General features: G+C 67.2%; 27 protein-coding genes. 20 read left to right on the top strand and 7 right to left on the bottom strand.

Annotation, left to right across the window (positions count from 1 at the left end):
• Positions 1-29: 29 nt before the first annotated feature.
• From DTQ71_RS14030 to DTQ71_RS13995, 8 genes are all read left to right on the top strand, one after another.
• A complete protein-coding gene (locus DTQ71_RS14030; protein ID WP_109564932.1) occupies positions 30-725 on the top strand; it encodes a hypothetical protein in 696 nt (231 codons plus the stop codon).
• Positions 726-740: 15 nt separating this feature from the next.
• Entirely contained in the window at positions 741-5,282 is a 4,542-nt protein-coding gene (gene gltB, locus DTQ71_RS14025) for a glutamate synthase large subunit (RefSeq protein ID WP_109564931.1), read from the top strand.
• A 189-nt stretch (positions 5,283-5,471) separates the two neighbouring features.
• A complete protein-coding gene (gene mtgA / locus DTQ71_RS14020; protein ID WP_109564930.1) occupies positions 5,472-6,215 on the top strand; it encodes a monofunctional biosynthetic peptidoglycan transglycosylase in 744 nt (247 codons plus the stop codon).
• 31 nt (positions 6,216-6,246) lie between these two features.
• Positions 6,247-6,912, top strand: a complete 666-nt coding sequence (fzlA, locus tag DTQ71_RS14015; protein WP_109564929.1) for an FtsZ-binding protein FzlA — start codon at positions 6,247-6,249, stop codon at positions 6,910-6,912.
• 146 nt (positions 6,913-7,058) lie between these two features.
• On the top strand, positions 7,059-8,042 hold the full coding sequence (gene queG, locus DTQ71_RS14010; RefSeq protein WP_245947546.1) for a tRNA epoxyqueuosine(34) reductase QueG: 984 nt from the start codon (positions 7,059-7,061) through the stop codon (positions 8,040-8,042).
• Positions 8,027-8,917, top strand: a complete 891-nt coding sequence (locus tag DTQ71_RS14005) for an SDR family oxidoreductase (protein WP_109564927.1) — start codon at positions 8,027-8,029, stop codon at positions 8,915-8,917. Before queG ends, DTQ71_RS14005 begins: the two co-directional genes overlap by 16 nt.
• A gap of 56 nt (positions 8,918-8,973) precedes the next feature.
• Positions 8,974-9,471 carry a L,D-transpeptidase family protein gene (locus tag DTQ71_RS14000; protein WP_109564926.1) on the top strand — a complete coding sequence of 166 codons (498 nt, stop codon included), beginning with the start codon at positions 8,974-8,976 and terminating at the stop codon, positions 9,469-9,471.
• A gap of 100 nt (positions 9,472-9,571) precedes the next feature.
• A complete protein-coding gene (locus tag DTQ71_RS13995) occupies positions 9,572-10,030 on the top strand; it encodes a GNAT family N-acetyltransferase (protein ID WP_109564925.1) in 459 nt (152 codons plus the stop codon).
• 11 nt (positions 10,031-10,041) lie between these two features.
• On the opposite strand, the gene dalA is transcribed toward DTQ71_RS13995, so the two are convergent.
• Positions 10,042-10,551: a divisome-associated lipoprotein DalA gene (gene dalA / locus DTQ71_RS13990; RefSeq protein ID WP_109564924.1), complete on the bottom strand. Its 510-nt coding sequence runs from the start codon at positions 10,549-10,551 to the stop codon at positions 10,042-10,044.
• A gap of 179 nt (positions 10,552-10,730) precedes the next feature.
• On the opposite strand from dalA, the gene DTQ71_RS13985 reads away from it, so the two are divergent.
• Both DTQ71_RS13985 and DTQ71_RS13980 read left to right on the top strand, forming a co-directional pair.
• Entirely contained in the window at positions 10,731-11,321 is a 591-nt protein-coding gene (locus DTQ71_RS13985) for a L,D-transpeptidase (RefSeq protein WP_109564923.1), read from the top strand.
• A 154-nt stretch (positions 11,322-11,475) separates the two neighbouring features.
• Positions 11,476-11,661 (top strand): hypothetical protein, encoded by a 186-nt coding sequence (locus DTQ71_RS13980; RefSeq protein WP_109564922.1) that lies wholly within the window; start codon positions 11,476-11,478, stop codon positions 11,659-11,661.
• 177 nt (positions 11,662-11,838) lie between these two features.
• Here the strand turns inward: DTQ71_RS13980 and DTQ71_RS13975 are convergent, their stop codons facing one another.
• The 5 genes from DTQ71_RS13975 to DTQ71_RS13955 form a co-directional block, all read right to left on the bottom strand.
• The gene (locus DTQ71_RS13975) at positions 11,839-12,636 is read right to left on the bottom strand and encodes a methyltransferase domain-containing protein (protein ID WP_109564921.1); all 798 of its coding nucleotides are present in this window, start codon (positions 12,634-12,636) and stop codon (positions 11,839-11,841) included.
• Positions 12,637-12,854: 218 nt separating this feature from the next.
• Positions 12,855-13,967 carry a site-specific DNA-methyltransferase gene (locus DTQ71_RS13970; protein ID WP_109564920.1) on the bottom strand — a complete coding sequence of 371 codons (1,113 nt, stop codon included), beginning with the start codon at positions 13,965-13,967 and terminating at the stop codon, positions 12,855-12,857.
• Between the two features lie 113 nt (positions 13,968-14,080).
• The gene (locus DTQ71_RS13965; RefSeq protein WP_109564919.1) at positions 14,081-14,704 is read right to left on the bottom strand and encodes a ribonuclease HII; all 624 of its coding nucleotides are present in this window, start codon (positions 14,702-14,704) and stop codon (positions 14,081-14,083) included.
• 32 nt (positions 14,705-14,736) lie between these two features.
• Positions 14,737-15,360 (bottom strand): hypothetical protein, encoded by a 624-nt coding sequence (locus DTQ71_RS13960; protein ID WP_109564918.1) that lies wholly within the window; start codon positions 15,358-15,360, stop codon positions 14,737-14,739.
• Between the two features lie 81 nt (positions 15,361-15,441).
• Entirely contained in the window at positions 15,442-15,960 is a 519-nt protein-coding gene (locus DTQ71_RS13955) for a hypothetical protein (RefSeq protein WP_109564917.1), read from the bottom strand.
• Between the two features lie 136 nt (positions 15,961-16,096).
• Here DTQ71_RS13955 and DTQ71_RS13950 point away from each other — a divergent pair, with 136 nt between their 5' ends.
• The 3 genes from DTQ71_RS13950 (at position 16,097) to DTQ71_RS13940 (ending at position 18,149) form a co-directional block, all read left to right on the top strand.
• Positions 16,097-16,378 carry a hypothetical protein gene (locus DTQ71_RS13950; protein WP_109564916.1) on the top strand — a complete coding sequence of 94 codons (282 nt, stop codon included), beginning with the start codon at positions 16,097-16,099 and terminating at the stop codon, positions 16,376-16,378.
• Complete coding sequence (locus tag DTQ71_RS13945; protein ID WP_109564915.1) at positions 16,350-17,051, top strand: winged helix-turn-helix domain-containing protein; 702 nt, start codon at positions 16,350-16,352, stop codon at positions 17,049-17,051. The genes DTQ71_RS13950 and DTQ71_RS13945 overlap by 29 nt, the downstream gene beginning before the upstream one ends.
• Before the next feature lie 111 nt (positions 17,052-17,162).
• On the top strand, positions 17,163-18,149 hold the full coding sequence (locus tag DTQ71_RS13940) for a TAXI family TRAP transporter solute-binding subunit (RefSeq protein WP_109564914.1): 987 nt from the start codon (positions 17,163-17,165) through the stop codon (positions 18,147-18,149).
• 41 nt (positions 18,150-18,190) lie between these two features.
• Here DTQ71_RS13940 and DTQ71_RS13935 read toward each other — a convergent pair whose 3' ends face one another.
• Positions 18,191-18,958, bottom strand: a complete 768-nt coding sequence (locus tag DTQ71_RS13935; protein WP_109564913.1) for a DeoR/GlpR family DNA-binding transcription regulator — start codon at positions 18,956-18,958, stop codon at positions 18,191-18,193.
• Between the two features lie 260 nt (positions 18,959-19,218).
• On the opposite strand from DTQ71_RS13935, the gene DTQ71_RS13930 reads away from it, so the two are divergent.
• The 7 genes from DTQ71_RS13930 to kce all read left to right on the top strand — a co-directional run bounded on the left by DTQ71_RS13930 (position 19,219) and on the right by kce (position 26,488).
• Positions 19,219-20,298 (top strand): ABC transporter ATP-binding protein, encoded by a 1,080-nt coding sequence (locus tag DTQ71_RS13930; protein WP_109564912.1) that lies wholly within the window; start codon positions 19,219-19,221, stop codon positions 20,296-20,298.
• The gene (locus DTQ71_RS13925; protein ID WP_109564911.1) at positions 20,299-21,393 is read left to right on the top strand and encodes an ABC transporter ATP-binding protein; all 1,095 of its coding nucleotides are present in this window, start codon (positions 20,299-20,301) and stop codon (positions 21,391-21,393) included.
• Positions 21,390-22,262, top strand: coding sequence for a carbohydrate ABC transporter permease (locus DTQ71_RS13920; protein WP_109564910.1), 873 nt, complete (start codon positions 21,390-21,392; stop codon positions 22,260-22,262). The genes DTQ71_RS13925 and DTQ71_RS13920 overlap by 4 nt, the downstream gene beginning before the upstream one ends.
• Positions 22,259-23,146, top strand: coding sequence for a carbohydrate ABC transporter permease (locus DTQ71_RS13915; protein WP_172500059.1), 888 nt, complete (start codon positions 22,259-22,261; stop codon positions 23,144-23,146). The genes DTQ71_RS13920 and DTQ71_RS13915 overlap by 4 nt, the downstream gene beginning before the upstream one ends.
• Before the next feature lie 134 nt (positions 23,147-23,280).
• A complete protein-coding gene (locus tag DTQ71_RS13910) occupies positions 23,281-23,556 on the top strand; it encodes a DUF2160 domain-containing protein (RefSeq protein ID WP_109564909.1) in 276 nt (91 codons plus the stop codon).
• Positions 23,557-23,591: 35 nt separating this feature from the next.
• Positions 23,592-25,310 (top strand): ABC transporter substrate-binding protein, encoded by a 1,719-nt coding sequence (locus DTQ71_RS13905; protein WP_109564908.1) that lies wholly within the window; start codon positions 23,592-23,594, stop codon positions 25,308-25,310.
• Between the two features lie 254 nt (positions 25,311-25,564).
• Complete coding sequence (gene kce, locus DTQ71_RS13900) at positions 25,565-26,488, top strand: 3,5-dioxohexanoate:acetyl-CoA acetone transferase (protein ID WP_109564907.1); 924 nt, start codon at positions 25,565-25,567, stop codon at positions 26,486-26,488.
• The last annotated feature ends 82 nt before the right edge of the window (positions 26,489-26,570 follow it).

The raw sequence follows: 26,570 nt of genomic DNA, 5'->3' as shown, positions 1-26,570 counted from the left end.
GCCCCGCGTGGATCCTGGGCTGAGCCATCATGGGGTCGCGTGTCGAGACCTTGCTCCGTGACGAGGAGTTGACGCTGCGCTGGCTGCCCGGCCGGGCGCCGCGGCTGGTGGTGGCGTTCACCGGCATGCGCGCGGGCTTCGGCGGGACCCCACTCGACGAGTTCGCGGGCAGCGCGGGGCAGGGCGGCGAGAACAACGTGCTGTTCGTCACCGACCGGCGCGCGACGTGGTATTCGGCGACGGGGCTCTGGGCACGCATTCTCGGCGCCGTCCGCCATTTGGTGCGGGAGCGGCGCGTCCAGGAGACGATCAGCCTGGGTACCTCGATGGGGGGCTATGGCGCGATGCTGCTGCCGCGGCATGTCCGCGTGAAGCGGGCCATCGCCTTCGCGCCGCAGGTCACACTGGACCGCGCGGTGCTGGACGACGACCGCTGGCCGCGCATCGCGCGGCCGGTGCTGCGCGATCTGGCCGCGACGCTGCCGGACACGGGCGCGCATTACTACCTGACGGCAGGTGCCGGCTGCGCGGCGGATGTCGCGCATCTGGACCTTTTGCCGGAGCACAAGCGTGTCCATCGCTACGTGCTGCCCACGGGGCGGCACAACGTGGCGGGTGCACTCAAGGAGGCCGGGCTGCTCGGCCAAGTGATCTCCGCGATCATCCGGGGCCGAAAGACCCGGCTGGAGCGGTTGTATGAGACGTTCGCCCAAGTGGCGGCCTGAACCGGAGGATTTCGGATGACCCACTACTTCACGGACTGGGAACGCGAGCAGGTCGAGTTGCGGGCCAAGACGGCGGCGACGACCCTCTACCACGAGGAGTCCGAGCATTCTTCCTGCGGGGTGGGCCTCGTGGTGTCGCTGAACGGCGAACGCTCCCGCCGGGTGGTCGAGGCCGGGATCGAGGCGCTCAAGGCGATCTGGCACCGCGGCGCGGTGGATGCCGACGGCATGACCGGAGACGGCGCGGGCATCCATGTGCAGATCCCCGCCAGCTTCTTCTACGACCAGGTGCGCCGCACCGGGCACGAGCCCCGTCGCGATCAGCTTATGGCCGTGGGGCAGGTGTTCTTGCCGCGCAACGACTTCGCCGGTCAGGAGGTCTGCCGTACCATCGTGGAGACCGAAGTCCTGCGGATGGGCTACTACATCTATGGCTGGCGCCACGTGCCGGTGAATATCGACGTGCTGGGCGAAAAGGCCAACGCGACGCGGCCCGAGATCGAGCAGATCCTGATCTCGGACACCCAGGGCAAGGGCGAGGAGGCGTTCGAGCGCGACCTCTACGTCATCCGCCGCCGGATCGAGAAGGCCGCCATCGCCGCGCAGGTCGCGGGGCTCTATATCGCGTCGCTGAGCTGCCGCAGTATCATCTACAAGGGGATGATGCTGGCCGAGCAAGTGGCCGAGTTCTACCCGGATCTGAAGGACGAGCGGTTCGAGAGCGCCTTCGCGATCTACCACCAGCGCTATTCGACCAACACCTTCCCGCAATGGTGGCTGGCGCAGCCGTTCCGGATGCTGGCGCATAACGGCGAGATCAACACGCTCAAGGGCAACGTCAACTGGATGAAGTCGCACGAGATCCGGATGGCCTCGGCGGCGTTCGGAGACCAGGCGTCGGACATCAAGCCGATCGTGCCGCAAGGCGCATCGGACTCGGCGGCGCTCGATTCGGTTTTCGAGGTGCTGGTGCGCGCCGGCCGTTCCGCGCCGATGGCCAAGACCATGCTCGTGCCCGAAAGCTGGTCGCAGCAGGCGGTCGAGCTGCCGGATGCCTGGCGCGACATGTATGCCTATTGCAACGCCGTGATGGAGCCCTGGGACGGGCCGGCCGCGCTGGCCATGACCGATGGGCGCTGGGTCTGCGCCGGGCTCGACCGCAACGGGCTGCGCCCGATGCGCTACACCGTGACGGGCGACGGGCTGCTGATCGCGGGCTCCGAGGCGGGCATGGTGACCATCGACGAGTCGAGCGTGGTCGAGAAGGGCGCGCTGGGCCCCGGCCAGATGATCGCCGTCGACATGGAGGAGGGCCGTCTCTTCCACGATTCCGAGCTCAAGGACCGGCTCGCCGGGGAGCGGCCCTTCGGCGAATGGGTCGAGCGGATCACCGACCTGGAGCAGGTGACCGGCGGCGTCGCCGAGACCGCGATCCATTCCGGCCCGGAGCTGCGCAAGCGGCAGATCGCGGCGGGCTATTCCGTCGAGGAACTGGAGCAGATCCTGGCGCCTATGGCCGAGGACGGGAAAGAGACCCTGGCCTCGATGGGCGACGACACGCCCAGCGCGGTGCTGTCGGAGAAGTATCGCCCGCTGAGCCACTTCTTCCGCCAAGCCTTCAGCCAGGTCACGAACCCGCCGATCGACTCTCTGCGCGAATTCCGGGTGATGAGCCTCAAGACCCGGTTCGGCAATCTCAAGAACGTGCTCGACGAGGACGGCTCCCAGACCGAGATCCTGGTGCTCGACAGCCCCTTCGTGGGCAACGCGCAGTTCCAGGCGATGTTCGAGCATTTCGAGGATTCGGTCACGACCATCGACTGCACCTTCCCGACGGGCGGCAAGCTGGGCACGCTGCGCGAGAACCTGGAGCGCATCCGCGCCGAGGCGGAGGACGCGGTGCGCTCGGGCGCGGGCCATCTGGTGCTGACCGACCGGCTCCAGAGTGAGGACCGGGTGCCGATGCCGATGATCCTGGCCACGTCGGCGGTTCATTCCTGGCTGACGCGCAAGGGGCTGCGGACCTTCTGCTCGCTCAATGTCCGCTCGGCCGAGTGCATCGACCCGCATTACTTCGCCGTGCTGGTGGGCTGCGGCGCGACGACGGTGAACCCCTATCTGGCACAGGACAGCCTGGCCGACCGGATCGAGAAGGGCCTGCTGGACTGCACCCTGACCGAAGCGGTGGCGCGCTACCGCGCGGCTATCGACGCCGGGCTGCTCAAGATCATGGCCAAGATGGGCATCTCGGTCATCTCCTCCTATCGGGGCGGTCTGAACTTCGAGGCCGTGGGGCTGAGCCGCGCCATGGTCGCGGAATATTTCCCCGGCATGCTGAGCCGCATCTCGGGCATCGGCGTGAACGGCCTGCAAAAGAAGGTCGAGCAGGTCCACGCGACCGGCTGGCGGTCTCAGGCGACGAACGTCCTGCCCATCGGCGGCTTCTACAAGGCGCGGCGCTCGGGCGAGAAGCACGCCTGGGAAGCGCAGACGATGCATATGCTGCAGGCGGCCTGCGACCGGGGATCCTACGAGATCTGGAAGCAGTTCTCCAAGGCGATGCAGGCCAACCCCCCGATCCATCTGCGCGATCTGCTGGCGATCAAGCCCCTGGGCAAGCCGATCCCGATCGAGGAGGTCGAGTCGATCACCGCGATCCGCAAGCGCTTCGTGACGCCGGGCATGTCGCTGGGGGCGCTCAGCCCCGAGGCGCACAAACTGCTGAACGTGGCGATGAACCGGATCGGCGCGAAGTCCGACTCGGGCGAGGGCGGCGAGGATCCGGCGCATTTCGTGCCGGAGCCCAATGGCGATAACCCCTCGGCCAAGATCAAGCAGGTGGCGTCGGGCCGGTTCGGCGTGACCGCCGAATACCTGAACCACTGCGAGGAGTTGGAGATCAAGGTCGCCCAAGGCGCAAAGCCGGGCGAGGGCGGCCAGCTGCCCGGGATGAAGGTCACCGACCTGATCGCGCGGCTGCGGCATTCGACCAAGGGCGTGACGCTGATCTCGCCGCCGCCGCATCACGACATCTACTCGATCGAGGACCTGGCGCAGCTGATCTACGACCTCAAGCAGATCAACCCGCGCTGCAAGGTGACGGTGAAGCTGGTGGCGTCTTCGGGCGTCGGCACCATCGCTGCCGGTGTGGCCAAGGCCAAGGCCGACGTGATCCTTATCTCGGGCCATAATGGCGGCACCGGGGCCTCGCCGGCCACCTCGATCAAATATGCGGGGCTGCCCTGGGAGATGGGCCTGACCGAGGCGCATCAGGTTTTGGCCATGAACAAGCTGCGCGACCGAGTCACGCTGCGCACCGATGGCGGGCTGCGGACCGGGCGCGACATCGTCATGGCCGCGATGATGGGCGCCGAGGAATACGGGATCGGCACCGCCGCGCTGATCGCCATGGGCTGCATCATGGTGCGTCAGTGCCAGTCGAACACCTGCCCGGTGGGCGTCTGCACCCAGAACCCGGAGTTGCGCGCCAAGTTCACCGGGACGGCGGACAAGGTGGTGAATCTCATCACCTTCTACGCCTCCGAGGTGCGGGAGATCCTGGCGGAGATCGGGGCGCGGTCGCTGGACGAGGTGATCGGGCGCGCCGACCTGCTGACGCAGGTCTCGCGCGGCTCGGCGCATCTGGACGACCTGGACCTGAACCCGCTGCTGATCACGGTGGACGGGGCCGACAAGATCGTCTTCGACCGCGACAAGCCGCGCAACCCGGTGCCCGACACGCTGGATGCGCAGATCGTCAAGGACGCCGCGCGCTTCCTCGACGATGGCGAGAAGATGCAGCTCAGCTACGCGGTGCAGAACACCCAGCGCACCGTGGGCACGCGGGTGTCGTCGCATATCGTGTCCAAGTTCGGGATGCGGAACGGGCTCCAGCCCGACCACCTGCACGTGAAATTGCAGGGCTCGGCCGGGCAGAGCCTGGGGGCCTTCGCTGCTCCGGGGCTCAAGCTCGAGGTTTCGGGGGACGCGAACGACTATGTCGGCAAGGGCCTCTCGGGCGGCACGATCGTGGTGCGCCCGCCCATGGCCTCGCCGCTGGCCGCCGATGAGAACGTCATCATCGGCAATACCGTGCTCTATGGCGCGACCGACGGGCATCTCTTCGCCGCCGGACGGGCCGGGGAGCGCTTCGCCGTCCGCAATTCGGGCGCGAAGGTGGTGGTCGAGGGCTGCGGCTCCAATGGCTGCGAGTATATGACCGGCGGCGTGGCGGTGATCCTCGGGGCCATCGGGGCCAATTTCGGCGCCGGCATGACCGGAGGGATGGCCTATCTCTACGACCCGGAGGGCCGGGCGCCCGCGCTCATGAACATGGAGACGCTGGAAGTCTGTCCTGTCACCGTGGCCCATTGGGAGATGCAGCTGCGCGGCCTGATCGAGCGGCATGCGGAAGAGACCGGCTCCAAGAAGGCGGCCGCGATCCTGGCCGACTGGGAGTCGGAACTGGCGAACTTCCTCCAGGTCTGTCCGACCGAGATGCTGGTGCATCTGCCCGCGCCGCTGTCCGAAGAGCGCGGCGCAGTGCCTGCGGAATGAGGGGAAGCGCCGGACCGGGGCATCGAGCCCCGGTCCGGCGCGCGCCGTCGCGCCCCGCGCCTCGGGGCGGCCGGGGTGTTTGGGTCTCTGGTCGGAGGGGGCTCTGCCCCCGCCCTGCGGGCCCCCCGGAGTATTTCGGACCAGAAGAAGGGTTGACCTGACGGGGCTTCGCTGGTCCGTCGCGAGGTGATGGCGAAGACGAAGAAAAAGGCGAAAGCCAAGGCCAAGGAGCCACGGCGCAGCTTGTTCGACCGTTTGGCGGACGGGATCCGGGCGCTGCGGCGTCTGGCGGTGCGCGTGCTGCTGGCCGCTGTCGCGCTGATCCTGCTCTGGGTCGCCGCCTATCGCGTGATCGATCCGCCAGGCACACCTTATATCTGGTCCGAGGCGGATCGTTTGGGCGGGGTCGCGCGGGAATGGCGTGACCTGGACCAGATCGCGCCGGTCATGGCGCGCGCTGCGGTGGCGGCGGAGGATGCCAATTTCTGCCTGCATTGGGGCTTCGACGTCGACGCCATCAAGGACGCCATCGAAGAAGGGGCGGGCCGTGGCGCCTCGACGATCAGCCAGCAGGTCGTCAAGAACGCCTTCCTCTGGCAGGGGCGCAGCTGGCCGCGCAAGGCGCTGGAGGCGATGCTCACCCCGGTGATGGAGGCGTTCTGGCCCAAGCGGCGGATCATCGAGGTTTATCTCAACGTGGCCGAGTTCGGGGAGGGCGTGTTCGGCGTGGAGGCGGCGGCCCGACATTATTTCGGCGTCTCGGCTGATGCTCTGACGCCTGCGCAGGCCGCCGCGCTGGCCTCGGTTCTGCCCAACCCGAAGCGCCGCGACCCGACCGCGCTCACCCCCGCGCTGCAACGCAAGGCCGCGCTTGTGCGCGACGGCGCGGCCACCATCGCCGCCGATGGCCGGGCCGCTTGTTTCGAGAGTTGATCTGCCCGCGCCGTCGGGGCATCCCCGACACATGATCCAGTTGTGGCACTTTCCCCTGTCTCCCTTCTGCCGGAAGGTCCGGCTTGCGCTGGCCGAGAAGAAGCTGGAGGTCGAGCTGATCGAGGTCCCCTATTGGGAGCGGTCTTCGGAATTCCTGCGCCGCAACGCCGCCGGGAAGGTTCCGATCCTGCGCATCGACGGGCTGACCCTGGCCGAAAGCGACGCGATCTGCGGCTATCTGGAGGACACGGTGCCGACGCCGCCGCTGATCCCCTCGGACCCGGCGGCCCGGGCAGAGATGCGGCGCCTCGTGGGCTGGTTCGACGACAAGTTCCACCAGGAGGTGACGCGGAACCTGGTCTATGAGCGCATTCACAAGAAGGTTTCTCGCCAGGGCTATCCGGACGGGGCCGCGATCAAGGCCGGAGTGAAGGCGATCAAGTTCCACCTCGACTACATGGGGTGGCTGCTGGACCAGCGACGCTGGCTGGCCGGACCGGACCTGACGCTGGCGGATTTCGCGGCTGCCGCGCATCTGTCCTGCCTGGATTATTCGGGCGATGTGGACTGGTCGCGGAACGAGGGCGTTCGGGACTGGTATGCTAAGATCAAGTCGCGCCCCGCCTTCCGATCGATCCTGGCGGATGTGGTGCCGGGGTTCCGGCCGACGGCGCATTACGCGGATCTCGACTTCTGACCGGGGCGCCCGCGGCTTGCGGCGGTATTTGAGTATTTCTGAACCCGTGATGGAGGGGGAGGCGCGTTAACCTTAATGCGGCATTTACCTTGAGCGGAGTGAAGGCGCGGCTGCAGGCCGAGGCGAGGGCGGCGGGCTTTGTCGCGATGGGGGTCTGCCGGCCGGATGCGGTGCCCGAGGCGGCGGGGCGGCTGGACAGGTTTCTCGCCGCGGGGCGGCACGGACAGATGACCTGGATGGGCGAGCGGGTCGCGTGGCGCGGGAGCGCGGCGGCACTCTGGCCCGAGGCGCGCTCGGTGGTGATGCTGGCCCATAGCTATGCGCCGGAGCACGATCCGCTGGACGATCTGCGAGATCCGGGGCGGGGCGCCGTGAGCGTCTATGCCCAGGGGCGGGACTACCACGACGTGGTCAAGAAAGCGCTGAAGCGGGTCGGACGGTGGCTGATGGCGGAGGCCGCAGCGGAGGATCCGGAGATCAAGGTCTTCGTCGACACCGCCCCGGTGATGGAAAAGCCGCTCGCCCAGGCGGCGGGACTGGGCTGGCAGGGGAAGCACACCAATCTGCTGTCGCGCGACTTCGGCAACTGGGTGTTCCTTGGGGCGATCTTCACCACGCTCGAATTGGAGCCCGACGCGCCGGAAGGGGAGCATTGCGGCTCCTGCACCCGTTGTCTCGATGTCTGTCCGACCGACGCCTTTCCGGCGCCGTTCCAGCTCGATGCGCGGCGTTGCATCTCGTATCTGACGATCGAGCATCGCGGGCCAGTGGACCCGGACCTGCGTGTGGGGCTCGGCAATCGCATCTATGGCTGCGACGACTGCCTGGCCGTCTGCCCGTGGAACAAGTTCGCCGTCGCCGCCAGCGATTTGCGCTATCACGGGCCGCATCGGGCGCCGGACCTGGCGGAACTGGCCGGGCTGGACGATGCGGCGTTTCGGTCACGTTTCGCGGGCTCTCCGATCAAGCGGATCGGACGGGATCGGATGGTCCGGAACGTGTGTTACGCTATCGGCAATTCCGGGCGGGAGGAGCTGAAACCGGTGGTGCAGGCACTTTGTGAGGACGAGGACGCAGCGGTCGCGGACGCGGCGCGCTGGGCGGTGGAGCGGCTATGGCGGTCCTCCTGAGTTTCGGACACGGCTTTTCGGCGCGGGCGCTGGCGCCGGTACTGATCGACCGCGGCTGGGAGGTGATCGGCACGACGCGCTCGGAGGAGAAGGCCGAGGCTCTGCGCGCGCAAGGGGTGGAGCCGATGCTGTTCGGCGCGCCGATGGAGGCGGCGTTGGGCCGCGCGACCCATGTGCTGGTCTCGGCCGCGCCGGATGCGGAAGGCGACCCGGTGCTGCGCCGCTACGGCCCGCGCCTGCGCGAGATGCTGCGGCGGGGCGAATGGGTCGGCTACCTGTCGACCACCGGCGTCTATGGCGATCACGGCGGCGACTGGGTGGACGAGGAGACGCCGCTGACGCCCTCCACCGCGCGCGGCAAGGCGCGGGTCGAGGCCGAGGCGGCCTGGCAGGCCCTGGCCGCGGAGACCGGCGCGGCGCTGCATATCTTCCGCCTCGCGGGGATCTACGGACCCGGGCGGGGGCCGTTCTCCAAGGTGCGCGCGGGCACGGCCCGGCGGATCGTGAAGCCGGGGCAGGTCTTCAGCCGGATCCATGTCGACGACATCGCCCAGGCGCTGCTGGCTTCGATCGACCGGCCTCGGGCGGGCGCGATCTACAACCTGTGCGACGACGACCCGGCACCCCCCGAGGACGTGATCGAAGAGGCCGCGCGCCTGCTGGGCGTGCCGGTCCCCGAAGCGGAGGATTTCGAGACCGCGGAGATGACGCCCATGGCGCGCAGCTTCTATGCGGAATCGAAGAAGGTCCGGAACGATCGCATCAAGGAAGAGCTGGGCGTGCGCCTGATCCATCCGGACTACCGCAGCGGCCTTGCGGCGCTTCTGCGACAGGAGCGGGGCGAGATGACTCCGGGGACTTTGGCGGGGACCTGATTCGGGTTAGATTGACGCTAGGACAGCCAACAATAAAAAACGGGCATACAGGTTCAATGGTCTCGATTTCACGGCGCACCGTCCTGGCGGGCGGGCTCTTTTCCCTCGCCGGTTGCGGTGGGAAGTTCATCGAATATCACGGCCCGGAGGTGACCCGGGTCGAGGTGCAGAAGGCCAACCGCCGGATGTATCTGCTGCACCACGACAAGATCGTGCAGCGCTATCGCGTCCAACTGGGCTTTACCGCCGAAGGCCCCAAGCAATTCGAGGGCGACGGCAAGACGCCCGAGGGTCGCTATCATATCGACCGGCGGAACCCGAACTCGGCCTATTTCCTGTCCGTCGGCATCGACTACCCGAACGCCGAGGATCGCGCCTTCGCGGCTACTTTGGGCAAGAAGCCGGGCGGCGACATCTTCATCCATGGCTGGGGAGACCGGCCGCGGGGCCGGTCCAAGGATTGGACCGCGGGCTGTGTCGCCGTGACCAATGAGGAAATGCGGCTGGTCTATGCGATGGTGCGCAACGGGACGCCGGTGGACATCTTCGCCTGAGGGCCGACTCGGCCGTCATCGCATAGGCCCACGTGATCGGTTTCGTGGCGGGGCCGCCATGTCCGGCGGCTGGCCCCGAAGCCTAGGAAGGGGGAATCCCATGGCTGAGTTGCGCTACCGCCGCGCCACCGAAGCCGACCTGAGCGCGATCGTCGCGTTATTGGCCGATGACGTGCTCGGGGCGTCGCGGGAAAGCGCCTCATCGGGCGTGGACGCGCCCTATCGGACCGCTTTCGCCGAGATCGATGCCGACCCGAACCAGTTCCTCTGCGTGGTCGAGGACGGGGGGGAGATCGTCGGCACCCTGCAACTCACCTTCATCCCGGGCCTGTCCCGCAACGGGGCGAAGCGGGGTCAGATCGAGGCGGTCCGGATCGCGCGCGACCGTCGCGGCGAGAAGCTCGGCGAGGCGATGTTCGCCTGGGTAATCGATGAGTGCCGGGCGCGCGGCTGCGCGCTGATCCAACTTACCACCGACAAGTCCCGGCCCGACGCCCATCGCTTCTACGACCGCCTCGGTTTCGAGCCGAGCCATGTCGGCTACAAGCTAAAGCTCTAGGGCAGGGGCGCTCAGGTCCCGACAGTGAGCGTCCACCAGATCTTGCCGTTCTCCTCCTGGAAGAAGGCGAAGCCCATGCGACGTGCCTGGGGGTCGAGGATCACGGCGCGGGGGCCGGGCTCCTGCATCCAGGCGGCGATGGTTTCGAGTTCGGACTCGAAGGTCTCGGAGATCGCCTCGCCCAGAAACACACCATCGAATCCGACCGCGCGCACCCGATCGATCGGCGAGGATCCGTCGGAGCCGAAATGCCAGGGCCGGTTCTGAAGCGACATATCCCGCGAATGGGTCTCGGCCGCCGCCGTCAGCCTGTCGTCCAAGGTCAACGGAGGCACACCGGCCCCCTGGCGCAGCGCGTTCACCGCGTCGAGCGCGCGGAACGGGATGCGGCGGGCATCGGCGCCGGAGATACGATAGAGCTTGGGCAGCGGTCGACCGTCGGGCCCCAGTGTCGGCGGTGGCGGCGCGCAGGCCGCCAGGGCGGTTCCGGCAAGCAATATCAGGGCGAGGCGGCGAGTCATGGCATCGTGTCCATACGATCTGGGTGTCCTCATTGGGTTAGCGCGGAGCGGGGGGCGGTGCAAACCGCGGGGCTCCGCCCGGCGGAGCACCGCAACCGGGAGTCACATATCGGCCCATCCCCGTTGGCTCAGCTAGATTGACGTCTTAGGATCGGGATGCGCTTTTCGGAGGAATCCCCATGCTCCATTCGCCGTCCAATGGCCGCCGCGCATTCCTGATCGGCCTCGGTGCAACCGCCCTGACGACGCCCGCCCTGGCCCAGAGCCTGCCCGACACCGTCATCGAGCGTGACCCGCTGAGCCATAAAGTCTTGCGGAACATAGCCAGTTTCCGCGGCCGCCGCTGGCGCGATCATTTCAGGTCGCTGGATAAGGGTGCGATCCTCGTCGATATCGAAAGCCGCACGCTCCATATGTGGCAGCAAGACGGGACCCATTACCTCTACCCGTCCTCGATCCCGGTCTCGGAGGAGTTGACCCGGAGGGGTCGCACGCGCGTGGTCCGCAAGGTCGTGGGGCCCACTTGGCGGCCGACCGCCAACATGCTGCGCCGCAATCCGGACTGGCCCCGCGTGGTGCCGCCGGGGCCCGGGAACCCCTTGGGAACGCATGCTCTCTATCTCAGCTGGGCGCATTACCGCATCCACGGCACCCATGATCCGCGCAAAATCGGGCGGCGCTCCTCTTCGGGTTGTATCGGACTTTACAACGAGGATATCGCAGAGGTCTTTTCTATGGCGACAATCGGCACACAGGTGTTGCTAATTTGACGAGCCATGGCAGAGTGCCGGGGCAGGCCCACGGTGGCCCGTTGCAATGCGCTTCCAACGCTGTTTAACGGGTCGCACGAGGTACAGTCTTGGGTGCCATATGGTGTGGCAGCTGTCGCCTCACCGATGGCGTATCTTGAAGGATAAATCGACTATGAAGAAAATCGCTCTCGCCGCCGCGCTTTCGCTGGCCGCCACCTCTGCCTTCGCGGGCAATGTCGAGCCGGCCCCGGTTGAGCCCGTCGTGATCGTCGAGGACACCTCGTCCTCGGCCGGTGGCATCATCGTTCCGCTGCTCGCGCTGGTGCTGATCGCCGCCGCCGTCGCCGCGAACGACTGATCGAACGACGCGGTTCCGCCGCGCAAGAAAGGGGCGCCTCCGGATCGGGGGCGCCCTTTTTTTGCGTTTTGGGGGCTATGAACCTGGGTCCCAGCCTCGCGGGCTCGGGTCTTCGTGCCGCCGATCCAAGGACGGGGCATGCTCAATCGGCCGCTCGGGCCTCTTCCTTTCGCCGATTCAACCGGTCGCGCGCCCCGTGACGACAAATTGCGGCGAGACGACCAGATAGGTTCCCTCGGATAGGGCGCGGTCCATTTGGCTCACGACCTCGTCCGCCCGCTCCCGATCGATCCGATCGCTCTGCTGAGCATAGCTGGCCATGTTGCGGATCATTCCCATGAGCCGTCCGGTCAGGTCCGCCGTCGCCGAGATCTTCACTTTGATGTCCTGAAAGCCCGCCATGGCAAAGGCCTGGTGAAGTTTGCGCCCCATGTCCGCGTGCCGGCAGGCATGTGACGCCGCTTTGACGACTGCGCGCCAGTCGTCGTGGTCGAGCGGCTCGGCCACCATCATGTACCAGTCTCCGTCGATGGCGTGGGCCAGGCCGCCGGGCTTTAGAACCCGGTGCGCCTCGCTCAGCGTCGCTACGGGATCATCGACATACATGATGGCGTTGCGCGCGGTGACCCGGTCCACGGACCTGTCCGCGAGCGGCAGCCTGGAGCCATCGTTGAGATGGGTCGTTACGCGATCCGCGACCCCATGTGCCATGGCAGTCTCGCGGGTGAGGTCGAGGAACGCGGCATTTATGTCGATTGCCTCGACGTGGCCGTCAGGACCGACAAGCTGTGCCAGCACCGCGGCGACCTTCCCCGGACCGCACCCGAAATCGACCACTCTATGACCGGCTGCGATCCCCGCGGGATCATAGAGGTGCGCGGCGGCGTCGTCCCATGCGAACCCGTCCCGATACGCGGCCATCCTGTCCGGTCCGATATCGATCCAGTGCGCCTTGTAGAATGGCTCTCCACCCATCGCTTGGCCCCCTCTCGGTGCGGTCGTGCGCCTCCCTAGCACGATCCTCCGCTCCGCGCCCGTTCCGGTTGGTCAGGGCCGCTCCGACCTGGAATGCCTCCTGTCCGGCCCAGTGGTCATGAGCGCAAAAAAGAACCCCCATGGCGCGCGGCCACGGGGGTCAAGGTGCACCCGCCGGACATTGGACAGCGGGCGCAGGCGGTACCTGTGGGGTGGGTCTAGCTCAGGCGCTTTCCCGCCATCTCGTCGCGGATCTGCTGGCGCAGCGCGTCGATCGGGACGCGGCGCCCCTCGCGCTTGAAGTGCCAGTAGGTCCAGCCGTTGCAGGAGGGCGCGCCCTCATAGGCCGCGCCGACCTGGTGGATCGAGCCCTTCACCCCGTCGCCGGACAGTGTGCCATCGGCGCGCACCTTCGCCCGGTGACGTCCGTTGCCGGAGAGGAGCTCCTCGCCCGGGCGAATCATCCCGCGTTCCACCAGTTGGCCGAACGGAACGCGGGGCTCGGCGCGCTTGGAGGCCGTGACCTCGAGCGCCGTTTTCTCATAGGGTCGCACGTCGGCGATGCGGGCGGCGGCGAGGTCGCGATACTCGGCCTCGCGCTCGATCCCGATCCAGCGGCGGCCCAGCATCTTGGCCACGGCGCCGGTCGTGCCGGTGCCGAAGAACGGGTCCAGGACGATGTCGCCCGGATTGGTCGCGGCCAGCAGGACGCGATGCAGCAGGCTCTCGGGCTTCTGTGTCGGATGGGCCTTTTCGCCCCGCCCGTTCTTGAGCCGCTCATGGCCGGTGCAGATCGGCAGCGTCCAGTCGGAGCGCATCTGCACCCCCTCGTTCAGCGCCTTCATCGCCTCGTAGTTGAAGGTGTATTTCGACTTCTCCGATTTCGACGCCCAGATCAGGGTCTCGTGGGCGTTGGTGAAGCGCTTGCCCCGGAAGTTCGGCATCGGGTTGGTCTTGCGCCAGATCACGTCGCCCAGCATCCAGAAGCCCGCGTCCTGGATCGCGGCGCCCACGCGGAAGACGTTGTGATAGCTGCCGATCACCCAGATCGCGCCATCGGGCTTGAGCACCCGGCGCGCGGCGCGCAGCCAGTCGCGGGTGAAAGTGTCATAGGCGGCGAAGCTGTCGAACTGGTCCCAATGGTCGTCGACCGCATCCACGAGGGAGTTGTTGGGACGGTGCAGCTCGCCTTTCAGTTGCAGGTTGTAAGGGGGATCGGCGAAAATCAGGTCGACGGAGTTTTCGGGGAGCGCGTCCATCGCCGCAGCGCAGTCTCCGGACAATATCGTATCGAGCGGAAGCGCGTGCGCCCCCGAGTGGTCTTTCGCCATGTCTCTGCCTCGTCATCGCCCCGGTTTGCCGGGTGCGTCGTTGTTGTGAGGGCAGGATGGCGGGTGGCGCGCGGGCCCGCCACTGGCTGCTTGTGGCGGAATTGAGGCAGCAGTCAGGGACACAATATCTTGCGTATGGGTGCGAAGGAGCGCCGATGATGTGGTGTCACACCGTGACATTTTAGCCCATCCAGATGGGCGCTGGTGCCGTAGCCCATATTGGTCTCCCAGCCGTAGCCCGGGAACTGTTGCGCCAGCGCCGTCATGCCTTCATCTCGCCATGTTTTCGCCATGACCGAGGCAGCCGAGATCGACAATGAGCGTGCATCGCCGCGTTTGATCAGATCGTGGGGACGGTCGACCCAGGCGGGGCGGTCGGTTCCGTCGATCAGGAGGTGGTCCGGCTCGATGGCCAGCCCCTCGACGGCGCGGCGCATGGCGAGATGGGTCGCCTGGCGGATATTGAGGCGGTCGATCTCCTCGACGCTGGCCTCGCCGATGGCGATCAGGCCCGCATCGCGCAGAGCGGGCAGCATCGCGGCGCGGCGGCGGGGGGGCAGCTTCTTGCTGTCGGTCAGGCCTTCGGGCGTGTCCCCGGTCAGGATGAAGGCGCAGGCGGTGACGGGGCCGGCCCAGGGCCCGCGCCCGACTTCGTCGAGCCCGGCGACGGCGCGCGCCCCGCGCGCCTTGGCGCGCGCTTCATAGGCGAGGTCGGGGAGGGCGAAGAGATCGGCCATCGCCCCCCTCTGCCCGCGCCGGGCCGCCCGCGTCAATTGCGGGCGAGCCGGGTCGTCCACCCCTCGGCCCTGAGGCAGCGCGCCTCGTAGAGCGTGCGGTCGGGATGGCGGATGAGGCAGGCGGGCGGCAGCGAGCCAGGGAGGACGACGGCGTTCTGCAGGCATTGCGCATCGTAGCCCTCGATGATCTCGACCGCGTTGGAGACGTCGGCGCGGCACTGTTCGGGCAGCAGCTTCACCTCGACCGGGCGGCGGGTCGGCGGGGCCGGCAGGGGGGCCTCGGGCAGCGGCCCGCGCGCGACCTCGGGCAGGGGTGCGGGGGGCGGCAGCGGCGCGCGCGTGACCTCCGGCACGCCGTGGCGCTGCTGGCTGTGGGGGATGCCGACGACATGGTCGTGCCAGCCGCCGCCACTGCCATCGGCATGGACATGGCTATAGGTCTCTCCCGGTTGGCCGGGCTGTGCCGTGCGGGCGGGGCGCGCGGATTGCTCTTCGCGTCCGTTCCGGCGCTCATTGCGGCGCATCGCCTCGTTGAGCAGATAGAGCGCCGCCAGCCCGCCCAGGATCTTGACCGCGTCGTCGCGGTCCAGGTCGGCCCGGGCAGGGAGGGGCGTGAGCGCGAGCGCCAGCGCGGCGAATAGCGGAAGGATCTTCATGGGGCGCATCTCCTGACTGAGTGTGGCGCGGCGGGCGCCGGGCGTCGAGACCCGGAGCGGCCGCCGAAGGGCATGGGCGGGTCAGCGCCCGGCCGTGACGGTCCAGCCTGCGCGCCGCAGGCAGGCGCGGGGATAGACCTGCCGCCAGCCGCGAGGGGTCCGCACCTCCCGCAGGCAGACATCGGGCAGGAGGCGGGGCCGGTCGACGCTGCGCCACATGCAGCGCGCGCCATAGCCGATCTGCCAGCCGTGGCGGCCCTGGAACGGACGTTCGCAGCGGCGGGGCGCCACGCGGGCGTCGCGATGGGGCCAGCGGTCGGCATGCCGGTCCCAAGAGCGTCCATGCCCGGCATAGGGTTGAAGCTGGCGGGGCCGGTCGGGGCGAGGACCGTGCTGGCGGTGAGCTTCCTGGCGCTGCGCTGGCGCGGCGCGCTCCTTGCGGTTGTCGTCGCGATCTTCCAGCGCCTCCTTGAGGCCGTAGAGCGCGAGCAGCCCGCCGAGGATCTGGGCGGCCTGGGAGCCATCGAGCTGGGCTTGGGCCGGGCCCGGAGGAAGGGCGAGCGCGGCGGAGAGGAGCAGGGCGGCGGCGGAGCGGAACATGGGCTTTCCTTTCGGGTCCGGCAGACTGGGTCCAGGCTGGGCGCCGCCCTGGCGGCACGACAATAACGCCGCCCCGTCATGCGATAACGGCCCGGAGGATATTGCCTGCGCCGCGCCGAGCCCCCAGGCTGGCCCCATGTCACGCCTCATCCCCCTCTTGGTTCTCGCCAGCCTCGCCGCCGGGGCGGCGCAGGCCGCCTGCTATGCCGATTACAAGGCCAAGCAAGACAACCCCCTGCGTCTGCATTACGGCGTGATGGAGGTGCCCGACGGCGCCTGTTCGCGCGAAGCCGCCGCCTCCGTGATCGCGTCTCGACTGCGCGACGGCTGGCAGCTACTCGACGTCGTGTCCGTCTTCGGACCCGAGGGCCTCGACCAAAGGAGAGCCAGTGCAGGCGCCTACTTCCTCCGTTACTGAGACGCGCGCGGCCTCGGCCCGCATCCTTCTGATCGGCATCGCCGCCATCGTCGTCATCCTGGCCGGGGCGGCGGTGTTCCTGTTCGCGACGCTGCCCGATGGCAACGCCTTCAACGCGCGGGTCGAGCGGGTCTTCATCGAGACCGACCTCACCAGCCCGGCCGAGATCGGTCTGTTGGAGGTGCTGGCCCAATCGGGGACGGCGTTCGGCGAAGTGCTGGCCAGCTACCGCACGGTGATCTTCGTGCTGCTGGTTTTCGCCTCGGCGCTTCTGATCGCCTGTGTCGTCCTGCTGGTCGCCATCGTGACGCTGAACCGCCGCATGGGCGAGATCGAGCGCTCGGGCATTCAGGTGACGTCGCTGGTTCTGGCGCGGGCCGAGAACGCGGTGATGCTGAACGATATCGAGCTGAAACTGACCGATGCAGCGATGGAGACCTTGGCCGTGCTGGCCGAGGCGCGGCTCGATGGCGACATGCTGACCGGCGCGCAGATCGAGAGCATGATCTCGGGCAAGCCCGAAGCGGATTGCGACGAGGCGGCGGGGGCGACGCGGATCAAGCGGCTGCGCGACAGCCTGGGCAACCAGATCGTGACCCATCTGCTGATCCGCAACATCACGCGGCAGGGCTATGTCCTGGCGCTCGACCCGAAGGTCATTCGCATGATCTGAGGGCGCCCGGCCGGTCGGTCGGATGGGGCGCGCGTCGCCTGCCCGGTCGATGCTGGACGGGACCCCCGCGCCGTGGTCTCTTCCCCCTCGATTTATCAAGGGGCGGGCCGGATGCGTTTTTTCTTCATTCTATTCCTGGTATCCGCGTGGCCCGCCCTCGCGCAGGCGCCGCGCGGCTTCACCATCGCCACGGGGGGCACGGCGGGCACCTATTTTCCCATCGGCTCACTGGTGGCGTCGGCCATCTCGGCGCCGCCCGGCTCGCGGCCCTGCGCGGAGGGCGGGGCCTGCGGCGTGCCCGGCCTGACGGCGACGGCGATCTCAACGCGGGGCTCGGTCGCGAATGTCGAGGCCATCGCCGCCGGCACCTTCGACAGCGGCTTCGTCCAGGCTGACATTGCCACCTGGGCCGCCACCGGAACCGGCATCTGGGTGGGACGGAACCCGGTCGAGGATCTCGTCGCCATCGCAAATCTCTACCCCGAGTCGATCCACCTGGTCGTCGCCGCCGGGTCGGGGATCGAGGGCGTCGCGGACCTCGCGGGCAAGCGGGTCTCTCTCGACGAGCCGGGATCGGGCACCCTGGTCGAGGCCCGCTTCGTGCTGCGCGCCGCCGGTCTGCGCGAGAGTATGATCGACGCGGCCTATCTCCGCGTCGAGGATGCCGCGCGGGCCTTGCGGGCGGGCGAACTCGATGCGTTCTTTTTCGCGGGCGGCTACCCGGCGCGGGTGATCTCGGAGCTGGCCGACGCCGTGCCTATCCGGATCGTGCCGATCTCCGGGGCGGTGGCCGACCGGATCCTGACGGAGTACGAATTCTTTGCCCCGGACGTGATTCCCGGCGGCATCTATGCGGGCCAATCGGAGGATGTCGTGACCGTGGGCGTCACCGCCCAATGGGTCACGCGGCGTGACCAGCCCGAGGCGCTGATCTACGCGGTCACGGCGGCGCTTTGGAACGATACGACGCGCCGCCTTCTGGATGGCGGCCACCGAAAAGGGGCGCAGGTCGTCCTTGAGACCGCGCTCGACGGCGTCGGCATCGACCTGCATCCAGGTGCGGTCCGGTTCTATGCGGAGATCGGGATGCTGAATTAAGGCATCCGCGCCGTCTGCGCGTCTCGCCGCAGGCGGTGGCCTCAGGCCGGGCCGGTCTCGACGACCCGCGTCCCGCGGTTTTTCGCGATCCCTTGTAAGGCCGATGGCAGCGGCCCATCGGTATAGAGCACGTCCAAGTCCGCGAGACCGCAGATCGCGATGGGCGCCTTGCGGTCGAGCTTGGAGTGGTCGACCACCGCAAAGACCCTGCGCGCCCGCGCCAGGGCCGCCTGGGTCACGACGATCTCCTGCGCGTCGAAGTCGAGCAGATCCCCGTCGCGGTCCAGAGCGGAGCAGCCGATCACGGCGTAGTCGAACTTGAACTGCCGCACCGTGTCGGCGGCAAAGCCTCCGATCAGCCCGCCGTCAGCCCGCCGGAGCATGCCGCCCGCGACGACGATCTCGCAGCCGACATTGCCCGAAAGGATGTTGGCGATGTTGAGGTTGTTCGTGACCACCAGCAGGTTCTCGTGGTCGCGCAAGGCGTGTGCGACGGCCTCGGTGGTCGTCCCGATATTCATGAAGAGCGATGACCCGTCGGGAATATCGGCGGCGCAGGCTTTTGCGATCACCTGCTTGCCCTCCTCGTTGAGGCGCCGCCGCTCCTCGTAGACCAAGTTGACCACACCAGAGGGAATCACGGCGCCGCCATGAACCCGTTCCAACTTGCCCGCATCCGACAGTTCCGACAGGTCGCGGCGGATCGTCTGGACGGTCACGTCGAAGCGGCGCGCGAGGTGCTCGACCACCACTTTGCCGTCGCGGCGGGCCTGTTCGAGGATCTCCGCTTTGCGAAAATTTGTGGCCAAAGGAGCATCTCCGATAATCGCGAAAAGACTAGCATTTCAGCGAACATCGCATCAAGCCTCGAGGAAACGTTCCATAAAGTCAATTTATAACAGTTGGTTATCCGGCATGTTCTTGCCGGCGGGCGCCGGAGGTGATCCTGCTGCGACAAAAAAAGGAATAAAAACGAAAGTTCGATTGACAGCTGGTGCTCTCGCGGTCACGATCCCGCCGAGAGGAATGGCGGCGTGCGTTCGTGCGCGGTCCTTAGGGGAGATTTCGCATGACGCTCGTGCTCGACGGTGTGTCGAAGATGGTGGATGGACAGGTCCATGTCTACCCAACCGATCTGACGCTGGAGGCGGGGACGATGAACGTCCTGCTCGGGCCGACGCTCTCGGGCAAGACGTCGCTGATGCGGCTGATGGCGGGGCTCGACGTGCCCAATACCGGGCGGATCGTCTGGCAGGGCCAGGATGTCACCGGCATGCGGGTGCAGGATCGTGGCGTGGCCATGGTCTACCAGCAATTCATCAACTACCCCTCGATGACCGTTTACGACAACATCGCCTCGCCGATGCGCCTGCTGGGGAAGTCCCGCGACGAGATCGACCGGGCCGTGCGGCAGGCCGCCGATCTGATGCGGCTGTCGCCGATGCTGGACCGCAAACCCCTGGAGCTTTCGGGCGGGCAGCAGCAGCGCTGCGCCCTCGCGCGGGCGCTGGTCAAGAATGCGGGCCTCGTCCTGCTCGATGAGCCGCTGGCCAATCTCGACTACAAGCTGCGGGAGGAGTTGCGCGCCGAGATCCCCAACATCTTCAAGGAATCGGGCTCGATCTTCGTCTACGCGACCACCGAGCCGGAGGAGGCGCTGCTGCTGGGCGGCAATGTCGCCACGCTTTGGGAAGGGCGGGTGACGCAGTTCGGTCCGACCCCCAGCGTCTATCGCAAGCCGGTGGACGCGACGACGGCGCGGGTCTTCAGCGATCCGCCGATGAACTTTGTCGATGTGACGGTGCGCGGCGGCACCGTCGATTATGGCGACGGTCAGAGCGCGCCCGCCCCGGCAGGGGCTGCGGACGGGGCATATCGGGCCGGCTTCCGTCCGAACCATATCGACCTCGCGCGCCATACCGAGGCGGCGCTAGAGTTCGGCTGCGACCTCGCCGTGACAGAGATCACCGGATCGGAGACCTTCGTGCACCTGGACCACAAGGGCCATCGTTGGGTCGGGCTGGTCCATGGCGTGCGGGAGTTGACTCCGGGGACGCGGATCAGCGCATTTCTCGATCCGGCCCATGTCTATCTCTTCGACGCAAACGGGGTGCTCGTCGCCCCCGCCCCTTACGCGGAGGCCGCGTGAATGGCCAAGATCACGCTCGACAATCTCGCGCATTCCTATTCGCCCAACCCTTCGGGTCCCGAGGATTACGCGCTCAAGCAGCTCGACCATGACTGGGTCGATGGGGAGGCCTATGCCCTGCTCGGCGCGTCTGGCTGCGGCAAGTCCACGCTGCTCAACATCATCTCGGGGCTGCTGGAGCCGTCGCAGGGGCGCATCCTGTTTGACGGGGTGGACGTGACCCACGCGCCCACGGCGCAGCGCAACATCGCGCAGGTGTTCCAGTTCCCGGTCGTCTACGACACGATGACGGTGCGCGATAACCTCGCCTTTCCGTTGCGCAACCGCGGCGCCGACGCGGCCTATATCGCCAAGCGCGTCCAGGAGATCGGCGCGATGATCGGCATGGAAGCGGTGCTCGACCGCAAGGCGCGGGGGCTGACCGCCGACGCCAAGCAGAAGATTTCGCTGGGCCGCGGGATGGTGCGGGAGGACGTGAACGCGCTTCTCTTCGACGAGCCGCTGACGGTGATCGATCCCCATATGAAATGGGAGCTTCGCACCCAGCTCAAGTCGCTGCACCAGCAGTTCGGGCACACGATGATCTATGTGACCCACGACCAGACCGAAGCGTTGACCTTCGCCGACAAGGTCGTGGTCATGTATGATGGACGCGTCGTCCAGATGGGCACCCCGCAGGAACTGTTCGAGCGGCCGGAGCATACCTTCGTCGGCTATTTCATCGGCTCGCCGGGCATGAACGTGCTGGCGGCCGAAGTGCGCGGCGACCGCGCCGTGATCGGCGGCCAGGAGATTGGGCTGGGCCGCAGCTTCGGCCAGCCCAAGGGCCGCGTCGAAGTCGGCGTGCGGCCCGAGTTCACGCGCCTCGGCGCCGAGGGTCTGCCCGCGACCGTGAAGCGCGTCGAGGATGTGGGCCGACACAAGATTGTGCGCGCCGATGTCGGTGGAACCGAGGTCAATGTCATCCTCTCCGAGGGCGTTCCCGTTCCCGCCGACGCGACCCGCATCGCCTTCGCGCCGGAGGGCGTGAACGTCTATTCGGACGGTTGGCGCGTCGCGCCCGAGGCAGCCACGCCGGAAGGAGCCGCGGCATGAACAAGACGGTCAACCAAAAGGCGTGGTTCCTGGTCCTGCCGGTCCTCGCCCTGGTCTCCTTCTCGGCGGTCATCCCGCTGATGACGGTGGTGAATTACTCGGTCCAGGACAGCTTCGGGAACAACCAGTTCTTCTGGGCCGGCCTCGAATGGTTCAAGGAGATGCTTGAATCGGAGCGGATGTGGAACGCGCTCTGGCGGCAGCTCGCCTTCTCGGCCATCATTCTGGCGATTCAGATCCCGCTGGGCATCATCGTGGCGCTGAACATGCCGAAATCCGGCTTCTGGGCGTCGTTCTGCCTTGTGCTGATGTCGCTGCCGCTGCTGATCCCGTGGAACGTGGTCGGCACGATCTGGCAGATCTTCGGCCGCGTCGATATCGGCCTGCTCGGCTACACGCTCGACGCCATCGGGATCGAGTACAACTACACGCAGAACTTCTACGCCGCCTGGATCACGGTGATCGTGATGGATGTCTGGCACTGGACGTCGCTGGTCGCGTTGCTGGCCTATGCCGGGCTCCAGTCGATCCCGGACGCCTATTACCAGGCCGCCAAGATCGACCAGGCGAGCCGCTGGGCCGTGTTCCGCTATATCGAGCTGCCCAAGATGGCAGGCGTGCTGATGATCGCGATCCTGCTGCGCTTCATGGACAGCTTCATGATCTACACCGAGCCGTTCGTCGTCACCGGCGGCGGGCCCGGCAACTCCACCACCTTCTTGTCGATCGACCTCGTCAAGATGGCGCTGGGGCAGTTCGACCTGGGACCGGCGGCGGCGTTCTCGATCATGTACTTCCTGGTGATCCTGCTGATTTCCTGGGTGTTCTACACCGTGATGACCAACATGGACAAAAGGGACGGGGTATGACCGATACGACGACTTCCGCGCCCGGCTCGGCCAGCATTCCGGGCCGCGCGACCGAAGCGCCGATCGCGGCGCGCCGCAAGCCGCCGATCAAGGGCGCGGCGGTGGTGATGGGGCTCTACCTGCTGTTCCTGATGCTGCCGCTCTATTGGCTGCTCAACATGTCGCTGAAGACCAACGCGGAGATCCTGGGCAGCTTCACGCTCTGGCCGCGCGACCTGACCTTCGCGAACTACGCGACGATCCTGACGGACCCGTCCTGGTATTCGGGCTATATCAACTCGCTCATCTATGTCTGCATGAACGTGGCGATCACGCTGACGGTGGCCTTGCCGGCGGCCTATGCCTTCTCGCGCTACCACTTCATGGGCGACAAGCACCTGTTCTTCTGGCTGCTGACCAACCGGATGGCGCCACCCGCGGTCTTCGCGCTGCCCTTCTTTCAACTTTACTCCTCGGTTCAGCTCTTCGACACGCATATCGCGGTGGCGCTGGCGCATTGTCTCTTCAACGTGCCGCTGGCGGTGTGGATTCTGGAGGGCTTCATGCGCGGCGTCCCGAAGGAGATCGACGAGACGGCCTATATCGACGGCTATTCCTTCCCGAAGTTCTTCGTGAAGATCTTCATGCCGCTGATCGCGTCCGGCATCGGCGTGGCGGCCTTCTTCGCCTTCATGTTCTCCTGGGTGGAACTGCTGCTCTCCCGCACGCTGACGGCGGTCGAGGCCAAGCCCATCGCCGCCACCATGACCCGCACCGTGGGTGCCTCGGGTGTCGACTGGGGCGTACTGGCCGCGGCCGGGGTGCTGACCATCGTGCCGGGCGCGCTCGTGATCTGGTTCGTGCGCAACTACATCGCCAAGGGCTTCGCCCTGGGGCGGGTGTGATGGACGCATTGCGCCCCATCCTCGCCCCTCAGCCCCGGAATTCGGGCGCCTCGGTGAATACTCGCAACACCGATCTTACGCCGACCGGGCCTTTCACCGCCCGGCCCGAGATCGATACGTAAAGGAGGCGCGACATGCTTGACTGGATGGCCTGGACCTGGCCCACGGCGGCCTTCTTCGCGATCATCGCGGCGACGCTGCTGACCTTCACCTTTCTCGCGATCAAGTTCCCGGAGGCCCCGCGGCTGGGCATCCTCCGGATCGAGACGACGCGCGGCGACCGGCTGTTCATTACGCTGCTGGGCTCCGCCTTCATCAATCTCGCATGGCTGGGCCTGTCGGGCTTGCCCCAATACTGGGCCCTGCTTCTCTGCGCGATCTATGCCGCGGCGGTGTTCCGCTGGGTATAACCCCATAACCGAACGATCTTTCAGGGAGGAAAGACATGAATAGACTATTGATGACCACCACGGCGGTGGCTCTGGGCCTGACCGGCCCGGCCTTCGCCGACATGGAGGCGGCGCGCGCGTTTCTCGACAACGAGATCGCGGGCCTCTCGGTCCTCACCCGCGAGGAGCAGGAAGCCGAGATGCAGTGGTTCGTCGACGCGGCCCAGCCGTTCGCCGGCATGGAGATCAGCGTCGTCTCCGAAACGATCACGACCCACGAGTACGAATCCCAGGTGCTCGCCCCGGCATTCTCGGCCATCACTGGCATCCAAGTCACCCATGACCTGATCGGCGAGGGCGACGTGGTCGAGCGTCTCCAGACGCAGATGCAGTCGGGCGAGAACATCTACGACGCCTATGTCAACGACTCGGACCTGATCGGCACCCACTGGCGCTATCAGCAGGCGCGCAACCTGACCGACTGGATGGCGGGCGAGGGGGCGGACGTGACCAGCCCGACGCTGGATCTCGACGACTTCATCGGCCTCGACTTCACCACCGGCCCGGACGGCAAGCTCTACCAGCTGCCCGACCAGCAATTCGCGAACCTTTACTGGTTCCGCTACGACATGTTCACCGACGAGAAGAACATGTCCGACTTCCGCGAGCAGTACGGCTACGAGCTGGGCGTGCCGGTGAACTGGTCCGCCTATGAGGACATCGCCGAGTTCTTTACCGGCCGCGACCTCAGCCATATGGGCATCGAGGGCGACATCTATGGCAACATGGATTACGGCAAGAAGGACCCCTCGCTCGGCTGGCGCTACACCGATGCGTGGATGTCCATGGCTGGCATGGGAGACGTGGGCGAGCCCAACGGCCTGCCCGTCGACGAATGGGGCATCCGGGTCAACGAGAACTCGCAGCCGGTCGGCTCCTGCGTTGCCCGTGGCGGCGCGACCAACGGCCCCGCCGCCGTCTATGCCGTGACCAAGGCCATTGAGTGGCTCGAGAAGTATTCGCCGCCCACCGCCGCGGGCATGACCTTCGGCGAGGCGGGTCCGATCCCGGCCCAGGGCAACATCGCGCAGCAGATGTTCTGGTACACCGCCTTCACCGCCGATATGGTGGGCGATGGGGCCGATGCCGTGCTCGACGAGGATGGCATGCCGCTCTGGCGGATGGCGCCGTCGCCGCACGGGGTCTATTGGACCGAGGGCACCAAGATCGGCTATCAGGACGCCGGTTCCTGGACGCTGATGGAGTCGACCCCGGTCGACCGCGCCAAGGCCGCCTGGCTCTATGCGCAGTTCGTCACCTCCAAGACGGTGGACCTGAAGAAGTCCGATGTGGGCCTGACCTTCATCCGCGAGTCGACGATCAACTCCGACCACTTCACCGAGCGCGCTCCGCGTCTCGGCGGCCTGGTCGAGTTCTATCGCTCTCCGGCCCGCGTGCAGTGGTCGCCCACCGGCACCAACGTGCCGGACTACCCGCGCCTGGCGCAGCTCTGGTGGCAGAATATCGGCGACGCGATGTCGGGCGATAAGACTCCACAAGAGGCGCTCGACGCGCTCTGCGAGCAGCAGGAGCAGGTGCTGGAGCGTCTGGAGCGCGCCGGCGTCCAGGGCGATCTGGGGCCCGTCATGAACGAGGAGCAAGACCCGGAATACTGGCTGTCGCAGCCGGGCTCGCCCAAGGCCAAGCTGGAGAACGAGGACGAGGAGCCGATGACCGTCTCCTATGACGAGCTGATCCAGTCCTGGCAGAACTAAGCCTCGCGCCATCGACTAACCGAAGGGCCCCCGCGCGGGGCCCTTCTTCATTTGGCGGTCTCTTTGCGCCCGACCGGTCCCCCGATCCGCGGCGCCCCCTTCTTCCCTGCTTAAATATCCCGGGGAGCGCGAGGGGCTGGCCCCTCGCCCGCCGACCGGAAACTGGTGCGTCCCGATCACCGACGTACGGCGGCGACGCCTGGACGGAATAGGACGGAACGGGCAAGCTCCGCGCCATGAGGGGAAGAGCCGACATGTCAAACGCCGTCATCATCACCTGCGCGATCACAGGTTCCATTCACACACCCAGCATGTCGCCGCATCTGCCGGTGACGCCCGATGAGATCGCCGAGGCCGCCATCGGCGCCGCCGAGGCGGGCGCGGCCATCCTGCACCTGCATGCCCGCGATCCCGAGACGGGCCGGCCCGATCAGTCGCCCGAGGGCTTCGCCCGATTCCTGCCGCGCATCAAGCAGGCCACCGGCGCGGTCGTGAACCTGACCACCGGCGGATCGCCGTACATGACGGTGGAGGAACGGGCCCGTCCGGCGACGGAGTTCGCCCCCGAGGTCGCCTCGCTCAACATGGGATCGATGAATTTCGGCCTTTACGGCATGCTCGACCGCTACCCGGATATCGCCGGCTGGGAGCGGGAGTTCCTAGAGGGCTCGCGCGACCTCGTGTTCCGCAACTCCTTCAAGGATATCGAATACGTCCTGCGAGAAGCGGGTGCGCGCGGCACCCGGTTCGAGTTCGAGTGCTACGACATTTCCCACCTCTACAACCTCGCCCATTTCGCCGGGCGGGGCTTGGTCGAGCCGCCATTCTTCGTGCAATCCGTCTTCGGGCTGCTGGGTGGGATCGGGACGCACCCCGAGGACGTGCTGCACATGAAGCGCACGGCGGATCGACTGTTCGGCGCCGACCTGCGCTGGTCGGTGCTGGGCGCGGGAGCGGCGCAGTTCCGCATCGCGGCGCAGGCGGCGGCGATGGGCGGGAACGTGCGGGTCGGGCTGGAGGATTCGCTCTGGATCGGGCGGGGGGCGCTGGCCACGTCCAATGCGCAGCAGGTTGAAAAGATGGTCGCGATGCTCGCCGGGTTGGGAAAGCGCCCTGCGACGCCCGACGAGGCGCGGGAGACGCTCGGCCTCAAAGGGGGCGACCGGGTCGCGTTCTGAGGGGGCGCAGACGGTGGCCCGGCGCTGCGCTCCGGGGGGCAGGCCCTTTGGAGCGGGGTGGTGCCCGGCCGGCCGGTCGGAT

Origin of the sequence: Jannaschia seohaensis, from assembly GCF_900116765.1 — a bacterium.
GTDB lineage: Bacteria > Pseudomonadota > Alphaproteobacteria > Rhodobacterales > Rhodobacteraceae > Jannaschia > Jannaschia seohaensis.
The sequence above is the reverse complement of the archived record's forward strand: the minus strand, read 5'-3'. Positions and strand labels throughout refer to the sequence as shown.

Coding starts and splice junctions, on each gene's coding strand:
- DTQ71_RS13920 (WP_109564910.1), top strand. CDS start 21,390: ATGAACAAGACGGTCAACCAAAAGGCGTGGTTCCTGGTCCTGCCGGTC.
- mtgA (WP_109564930.1), top strand. CDS start 5,472: ATGGCGAAGACGAAGAAAAAGGCGAAAGCCAAGGCCAAGGAGCCACGG.
- DTQ71_RS13930 (WP_109564912.1), top strand. CDS start 19,219: ATGACGCTCGTGCTCGACGGTGTGTCGAAGATGGTGGATGGACAGGTC.
- DTQ71_RS13940 (WP_109564914.1), top strand. CDS start 17,163: ATGCGTTTTTTCTTCATTCTATTCCTGGTATCCGCGTGGCCCGCCCTC.
- DTQ71_RS13905 (WP_109564908.1), top strand. CDS start 23,592: ATGAATAGACTATTGATGACCACCACGGCGGTGGCTCTGGGCCTGACC.
- DTQ71_RS14000 (WP_109564926.1), top strand. CDS start 8,974: ATGGTCTCGATTTCACGGCGCACCGTCCTGGCGGGCGGGCTCTTTTCC.
- DTQ71_RS13925 (WP_109564911.1), top strand. CDS start 20,299: ATGGCCAAGATCACGCTCGACAATCTCGCGCATTCCTATTCGCCCAAC.
- DTQ71_RS13955 (WP_109564917.1), bottom strand. CDS start 15,960: ATGTTCCGCTCCGCCGCCGCCCTGCTCCTCTCCGCCGCGCTCGCCCTT.
- DTQ71_RS13965 (WP_109564919.1), bottom strand. CDS start 14,704: ATGGCCGATCTCTTCGCCCTCCCCGACCTCGCCTATGAAGCGCGCGCC.
- DTQ71_RS14030 (WP_109564932.1), top strand. CDS start 30: ATGGGGTCGCGTGTCGAGACCTTGCTCCGTGACGAGGAGTTGACGCTG.
- DTQ71_RS13950 (WP_109564916.1), top strand. CDS start 16,097: ATGTCACGCCTCATCCCCCTCTTGGTTCTCGCCAGCCTCGCCGCCGGG.
- dalA (WP_109564924.1), bottom strand. CDS start 10,551: ATGACTCGCCGCCTCGCCCTGATATTGCTTGCCGGAACCGCCCTGGCG.
- DTQ71_RS13960 (WP_109564918.1), bottom strand. CDS start 15,360: ATGAAGATCCTTCCGCTATTCGCCGCGCTGGCGCTCGCGCTCACGCCC.
- fzlA (WP_109564929.1), top strand. CDS start 6,247: ATGATCCAGTTGTGGCACTTTCCCCTGTCTCCCTTCTGCCGGAAGGTC.
- DTQ71_RS13995 (WP_109564925.1), top strand. CDS start 9,572: ATGGCTGAGTTGCGCTACCGCCGCGCCACCGAAGCCGACCTGAGCGCG.
- DTQ71_RS13915 (WP_172500059.1), top strand. CDS start 22,259: ATGACCGATACGACGACTTCCGCGCCCGGCTCGGCCAGCATTCCGGGC.
- gltB (WP_109564931.1), top strand. CDS start 741: ATGACCCACTACTTCACGGACTGGGAACGCGAGCAGGTCGAGTTGCGG.
- DTQ71_RS13980 (WP_109564922.1), top strand. CDS start 11,476: ATGAAGAAAATCGCTCTCGCCGCCGCGCTTTCGCTGGCCGCCACCTCT.
- DTQ71_RS13910 (WP_109564909.1), top strand. CDS start 23,281: ATGCTTGACTGGATGGCCTGGACCTGGCCCACGGCGGCCTTCTTCGCG.
- queG (WP_245947546.1), top strand. CDS start 7,059: ATGGGGGTCTGCCGGCCGGATGCGGTGCCCGAGGCGGCGGGGCGGCTG.
- DTQ71_RS14005 (WP_109564927.1), top strand. CDS start 8,027: ATGGCGGTCCTCCTGAGTTTCGGACACGGCTTTTCGGCGCGGGCGCTG.
- DTQ71_RS13985 (WP_109564923.1), top strand. CDS start 10,731: ATGCTCCATTCGCCGTCCAATGGCCGCCGCGCATTCCTGATCGGCCTC.
- kce (WP_109564907.1), top strand. CDS start 25,565: ATGTCAAACGCCGTCATCATCACCTGCGCGATCACAGGTTCCATTCAC.
- DTQ71_RS13970 (WP_109564920.1), bottom strand. CDS start 13,967: ATGGCGAAAGACCACTCGGGGGCGCACGCGCTTCCGCTCGATACGATA.
- DTQ71_RS13975 (WP_109564921.1), bottom strand. CDS start 12,636: ATGGGTGGAGAGCCATTCTACAAGGCGCACTGGATCGATATCGGACCG.